At 65.4% G+C, this 6,693-nt stretch carries 6 protein-coding genes; all 6 read left to right on the forward strand.

The window, feature by feature from the left end; translation table 11 throughout:
* A partial coding sequence (locus tag TH25_RS24320; RefSeq protein WP_114090825.1) for an HlyD family secretion protein occupies positions 1-581 on the forward strand: 581 nt, incomplete at its 5' end.
* The gene (rbbA, locus tag TH25_RS24325; RefSeq protein ID WP_114090826.1) at positions 578-3,361 is read left to right on the forward strand and encodes a ribosome-associated ATPase/putative transporter RbbA; all 2,784 of its coding nucleotides are present in this window, start codon (positions 578-580) and stop codon (positions 3,359-3,361) included. The genes TH25_RS24320 and rbbA, both read left to right, overlap by 4 nt.
* A gap of 3 nt (positions 3,362-3,364) precedes the next feature.
* On the forward strand, positions 3,365-4,486 hold the full coding sequence (locus TH25_RS24330) for an ABC transporter permease (protein ID WP_114090827.1): 1,122 nt from the start codon (positions 3,365-3,367) through the stop codon (positions 4,484-4,486).
* Between the two features lie 56 nt (positions 4,487-4,542).
* Complete coding sequence (locus tag TH25_RS24335) at positions 4,543-5,523, forward strand: lipid A deacylase LpxR family protein (RefSeq protein ID WP_258549299.1); 981 nt, start codon at positions 4,543-4,545, stop codon at positions 5,521-5,523.
* A gap of 300 nt (positions 5,524-5,823) precedes the next feature.
* Positions 5,824-6,219, forward strand: coding sequence for an IS66-like element accessory protein TnpA (tnpA, locus tag TH25_RS24340; RefSeq protein WP_114090828.1), 396 nt, complete (start codon positions 5,824-5,826; stop codon positions 6,217-6,219).
* Complete coding sequence (gene tnpB / locus TH25_RS24345; RefSeq protein ID WP_114090829.1) at positions 6,216-6,563, forward strand: IS66 family insertion sequence element accessory protein TnpB; 348 nt, start codon at positions 6,216-6,218, stop codon at positions 6,561-6,563. Before tnpA ends, tnpB begins: the two co-directional genes overlap by 4 nt.
* Positions 6,564-6,693: the final 130 nt, after the last annotated feature.

Here is a 6,693-nt window from a genome sequence, read left to right on the forward strand (position 1 = left end):
CGAAGGCGGCGGTCGGCGCCGGGGAGGCGCAGGCGGCGGCCGCGCAAGCCGCCATAGGGGAAGCCAGGTCGGATGTCATTGCCGCGGAGGCCTCGGTGGAAGCGGCGCGGGCCACCATCCAGCGCATCCAGGCCGATATCGACGACAGCGTGCTGAAGTCGCCGCGCGACGGCCGCGTCCAGTACCGCGTCGCCCAGCCCGGCGAGGTGCTGTCTCCCGGCGGCGTGGTGCTGAACATGGTCGATCTCACCGATGTCTACATGACCTTCTTCCTGCCGACGGAACAGGCCGGGCGGGTCGCGCTCGGGGCCGAGGCCCGGCTCGTGCTCGACGCCGCCCCGCAATACGTGATCCCGGCCGAAATCCCCTTCGTAGCGGACGTCGCGCAGTTCACGCCCAAGACGGTGGAGACGGAAGAAGAGCGCCAGAAGCTGATGTTCCGCATCAAGGCGCGGATCGCCCCGGACCTGCTCAGAGAGCACCTCCTCCAGGTCAAGACCGGCCTGCCGGGCATGGCCTATGTGCGGCTCGACCCGCGGGTGGATTGGCCGCCTGAACTGCAGACGAGGCTGCCGCAATGAACCGCGGTGTGTGCAAGGGGACCGGGGATCGCGGGGACGGCACCCCGCCGGTTGCCCGCCTGCGGGATGTCACCTTGCGCTACGGCAGGATGTGCGCCCTCGACGAGGTCACCATCGACATTCCGGCGGGCTGCATGGCCGGGCTGATCGGCCCTGACGGGGTCGGCAAGTCGAGCCTGCTGGCGCTGGTCTCCGGCGCCCGCGCGGTCCAGACGGGACAGGTCGAGGTGCTCGGCGGCGACATGGCCGATGCGCGCCATCGCCGCGGGGTCGGCCCGCGTATCGCTTACATGCCGCAGGGCCTGGGGCGGAACCTCTATCCGACGCTCTCGGTGTTCGAGAACCTCGACTTCTTCGGCCGCCTGTTCGGGCATGACGGCGGCGAACGGGCGCGCCGCATCGAGGCTCTGACCGGGGCCACCGGGCTCAAGCCGTTTCTCGATCGGGCGGCGGGCAAGCTATCGGGCGGGATGAAGCAGAAGCTCGGCCTCTGCTGCGCGCTGATCCACGATCCGGACCTGCTGATCCTCGACGAGCCGACCACCGGCGTCGATCCGCTCTCGCGGCGCCAGTTCTGGGCGCTGATCGACCAGATCCGCCGCAGTCGGCCCGGCATGAGCGTGCTGGTGGCCACGGCCTATATGGAGGAGGCGGCACGCTTCGACTGGCTGGCGGCGATGGACGGCGGGCGGGTTCTGGCCAGCGACACGCCCGAAGGGGTGCTGCAGAGCACGGGGGCGGAGTCGCTCGAGGCGGCCTTCATCCGGCTGCTGCCGGAAGACAAGCGCCGCGATTATCGGCCGGTCGAGATTCCGCCGCAGCCGGAAACCGATGGCGACCCCGCGATCGAGGCCCGGGATCTGACCATGCGCTTCGGCGAATTCACCGCGGTCGATCATGTGAACCTGCGCATCCCGCGGGGCGAGATCTTCGGTTTTCTCGGCTCCAACGGCTGCGGCAAGACCACGACCATGAAGATGCTGACCGGCCTGCTGCCGCCCAGCGAAGGCCGCGCCTGGCTGTTCGGACAGGAGGTGGACCCGCACGACCTCGCGACCCGCCGCCGCGTCGGCTACATGTCGCAGTCCTTCTCGCTGTATACCGAGCTGACGGTGTGGCAGAACCTGGAGCTGCATGCCCGGCTGTTCCACGTGCCCGCCGCCGAGATTCCAGGGCGCGTGGACGAAATGGTCGAGCGATTCGATCTGGCCGCGGTGATCGACACCCTGCCGGACAAGCTGCCGCTGGGCATCCGCCAGCGCCTGTCGCTGGCGGTGGCCATGATCCACGAGCCGCAGATGCTGATCCTGGACGAGCCCACCTCGGGCGTCGACCCGGTGGCGCGCGACGCCTTCTGGCGCAGGCTGGTCGAACTGTCGCGCCGCGACGGGGTGACCATCTTCATCTCGACCCACTTCATGAACGAGGCCGAGCGCTGCGACCGCATCTCGCTGATGCACGCGGGCCGGGTGCTGGTCACCGACACGCCGGCGAATATCGTGCAGCAGCGGGGCGCGGAGACCCTGGAAGAGGCATTCGTGGCGCATCTGGAGGAGGCGTCGGGGGAAGGCGGAGCCGACGCGGGGCAAACAGCTTCGCTCGATACGGTTGACGCGTCGGCAGGCCATGTCGAACCCCAGGGCTGGCGGCGCCTGTTCGATCCCCGCCGCATGGCGAGCTACGCCCGGCGCGAAGGGTTGGAGCTGCGCCGCGATCCCATCCGGCTGACGCTGGCGCTGCTCGGCAGCGTCATCCTGATGTTCGTGATGGGCTATGGGATCAACCTCGATGTCGAGGATCTCACCTTCGCGGTGCTGGATCGCGACCAGACCACCGTCAGCCGCGACTATACGCTCAATCTCGCCGGCTCCCGGTACTTCGTCGAGCGGGCGCCGATTACCGGTTATGCCGATCTCGACCGGCGAATGCGCGAAGGCGACCTCAGTCTGGCGATCGAGATCCCGCCGGGCTTCGCGCGTGACATCGCCCGGGGCCGACGCGTCGAAATCGGCGCCTGGATCGACGGCGCCATGCCGACACGGGCAGAGACCGTCCGCGGCTATGTGCAGGGGATTCATGCCCACTGGCTGGCGACCAAGGCGCGTGAGGCCGGCCATGGCGAGGCTTTGGCGGGGCTCGTCAATATCGAGACCCGGTTTCGCTATAACCCGGACGTCAAGAGCCTGGTGGCGATGGTGCCGGCGGTGATCCCGCTGCTGCTCATGCTGATCCCGGCCATGCTCGCGGCGCTCAGCGTGGTGCGCGAGAAGGAGCTCGGCTCGATTACCAACTTCTACGTCACGCCGACCACGCGGCTCGAATTCCTGCTCGGCAAGCAGTTGCCCTATATCGTGCTGTCTTTCCTGAGCTTCCTGCTGCTCACGCTGCTCGCGGTGACCGTCTTCGGCGTGCCGCTGAAGGGCAGCTTCCTGACGTTGGCGGCGGGCGCGCTGCTCTATGTCGGCGCCGCGACGGCCGTGGGGCTGCTCATCTCAACCTTCATGCGCAGCCAGATCGCGGCGATCTTCGGCACGGCGGTGCTCACCATCCTGCCGGCGACGAACTTCTCGGGCATGATCGACCCGGTCTCGTCCCTCGAAGGGGTGGGCCGGCTGATCGGCGAGATCTACCCGACCACGCATTTCCTGACGATCGCGCGCGGCACCTTCTCGAAGGCCCTCGACTTCTCCGACCTGCATGCTGCCTTTCTCCCGCTGGCGCTGGCGGTGCCGGTCCTGATCGGGCTGTCCGCGGCGCTGCTCAAGAAGCAGGAGCGGTAGTCCATGCGCCCGGCCAATATTCTCCATCTCGGTGTCAAGGAGCTGCGCAGCCTCGTCCGCGACCCGATCATGCTTGTGCTGATCGTCTACGCCTTCACCCTGTCGGTCTACACGGCGGCCACGGCCATGCCGGAGACCCTCAACAAGGCGCCGGTCGCGGTGGTGAACGAGGATCGCTCGCCGCTGTCCTGGCGCATCGTCAGCGCCTTTTACCCGCCGTACTTTGTTCTCCCCGAGGTGATCGACCAGGCCGAGATGGACGCCCGCATGGATGCCGGCGTCGACACCTTCGCCCTCGACATCCCGCCTAACTTCCAGCGCGACCTGCTGGCGGGGCGGCGGCCCACGATCCAGCTCAACGTCGATGCCACGCGCATGAGCCAGGCCTTCACCGGCAGCGGCTATATCCAGACTATCGTCACCGACGAGGTGCGCGCCTTCGCGCAGCGTTATCGCGAGGTTCCGGAGTTGCCGGTCGATCTGGCGCTGCGGGTGCGCTTCAATCCCCAGCTCGACAAGTCGTGGTTCGGCGCGATCATGCAGGTCATCAACAACGTGACCATGCTCTCCATCGTCCTCACCGGCGCGGCGCTGATCCGCGAACGCGAGCACGGCACCGTCGAGCATCTGCTGGTCATGCCGGTCACGCCTTTCGAGATCATGACGAGCAAGGTATGGGCGATGGCACTGGTCGTCCTTGCCGCCACCGCCTTCGCGCTCACCGCCGTCGTGCAGGGCTGGCTGTCCGTGCCGATCCAAGGCTCGCTCGCGCTGTTCCTGGCCGGCGCGGCGCTGCATCTGTTCGCGACCACCTCGATGGGCATCTTTCTCGGCACCGTCGCCCGTTCCATGCCGCAGTTCGCCCTGCTGCTCATGCTGGTGCTGCTGCCCTTGCAGATGCTCTCCGGCGGCTCGACGCCGCGCGAGAGCATGCCGGAGGCCGTGCAGTACCTCATGCTCGCCGCGCCCAACACCCACTTCGTCATGCTCGCCCAGGCGATCCTCTATCGCGGCGCGGGCTTCACCGCGGTCTGGCCGCAGTTCCTCGCCATCGCCGCGATCGGAGCTGCCCTGTTCAGCCTCGCCCTGATCCGCTTCCGTCGCACCATCAGCACCATGGCTTGAGCATGCAAATGAGATGGGGACAGAAGGTCAGGACATCCTCGCCATTGAGAAGATGGTTGACCACCTTGGTGGTGGCTGCCGCAGGTTCTGGAGTGTCTCTTCCTGCTGTTTCGGCCGACGAGACGGAAACCGGCACCCTGAGCCTGGTCTTCGAGAACGATCTCTTCTACGACACGGACCGTAACTACACGAACGGTGTGCGCGCCTCCTGGCTGTCCAACCCGGACGGGACGCCCGACTGGGCGCTCCGCGCGGCCCGCTGGTTCCCCTTGTTCCCGGACGGCGGCACCGTGCGGACGAGCTATGCGATGGGCCAGAACATGTACACGCCGGAGGACATCGCGCTGCGCGATCCGCCCCTCGACGACCGCCCTTATGCCGGCTGGCTCTATGGCTCGGTCGGGCTGATCGCCGAGACCGGCCGCCGGCTGGACCAGATCGAGCTGACGCTGGGCGTGGTCGGACCGGCTTCGCTCGCTGAACAGACCCAGAAGATTGTTCACGAAATTACAGGTTCTCAGGAGCCGCGCGGATGGGATACCCAGCTTAAGAACGAGCCGGGGGTCGTCCTGACTTACCAGCGCAGTTGGCGCGGCTTCGTCTCGGAATCGGTCTCCGGCTTCGGTTTCGACGTGACGCCGCATGCCGGCGGCGCCCTCGGCAACGTCTTTACCTACGCCAACGCCGGGATGATGCTGCGCTTGGGCCAGCGCCTGCCGCTCGACTATGGGCCGCCGCGCATCCAGCCCAGCCTGCCGGGCTCGGGGTTCTTCGTGCCGCAGGAGGGCTTTGGCTGGTATCTGTTCGCCGGTGTGGAGGGGCGGGCGGTTGCGCGCAACATCTTCCTCGACGGCAACACCTTCCGCGACAGCCGCAGCGTGGACAAGGAGCCGCTGGTCGGCGACCTCCAGTTTGGTATCGCAATGACCTGGCGCAACGTGCGCCTGAGCTACACGCACGTGCTGCGCACGCGGGAGTTCGAGACCCAGGACGAGGCCAGCGATTTCGGGGCCTTCAGCCTCTCATTACGGTTTTGACCCTTGGCCGCGAAAGTGTTCGCAGTGCGCCCGGACCGCTCCAGCCGCTGCTTGATCCACCTGTCGGACAGCCCAACAGCAGCGTCCCGGCGATGATCAGCAGGGTGATGGCGAGCAGCAAGAGGCGGTTCATCGTGCCAGTCTAGGCTCAGGACCTATTAATTTTCGCTCCACCTTTTTGGTAGAAAGTGGTGTCTCTGAGTAAGCGTCCTTTCACGGCTACCTTGCGGATGAGAGCAGAAGAGCGGATTTAGAGAGCGAAGAGGGAGCGTTGCTCCGAACAGCTCGGGGAATCCGGATTTGGCCAACGTATGTAGTTATGACATTATTAACGGACGCGGTTTTACGGCAGAGGAAAAGCAGCGCCTTGTTGCGGCGAGTTTTGCCTCCGGCTTGTCGGTGCGGGACTTTGCCGCTCAGGAAGGGATCGGTTACAGCACGCTGAACAAATGGCGTCGGCGGTATGGTAAGCTGACGGATACTGGTCCGGGTTTTGTTCCGGTCGCAGTGATGGATAGCCAAGAGGTGCCGGATCAGGCGGAACATCGGGAAGAGGCTTCCCCTTCGGTCCCGGTTCGGGAAGAAGAGCCGCCGCAGATTATCATCAGCCTGTCCAATGGTCGTCGTCTTGAAGTGCGCGAAACGATCCCGCCCCGGACGTTGAAACAGCTCCTGTCGGTTCTGGAGGTCTCATGATCCAGGTGGCCGGCGGGGCTCGTGTTTATCTGGCATTGGGTCGAACGGACATGCGCAAGGGTATGCCGGGCCTGTCGATGCTGGTACAGGAAGTTCTGGGCAAGGATGTTTTTACCGGTCATCTGTTTGTGTTCCGGGGACGTCGGGGCGACCTGATCAAGATTTTGGCGTGGGATGGCCAGGGATTCTGTCTTTTTACCAAACGGCTGGAACGGGGAAGGTTCGTCTGGCCTTCGGCAAACGAGGGTGTTGCCCATGTGACAGCGGCGCAATTGAGCATGCTGCTTGAAGGGATCGACTGGCGGATGCCGCAGCGGACATGGCGTCCGGAGAGGGTAGGATAAGGCCGGAATAAAACAGATATTTTTAACTGAAAAACCGCAGAAACACTTGGGTTCAAGGTGAGTTCCGATTATAATAAGGTCATGCAGAACCCACCCGCCGATCTCCCGGACAACATTGCCGAACTTAAAG

It is taken from the genome of Thalassospira profundimaris, assembly GCF_003326755.1.
Lineage (GTDB): Bacteria > Pseudomonadota > Alphaproteobacteria > Rhodospirillales > Thalassospiraceae > Thalassospira > Thalassospira profundimaris_B.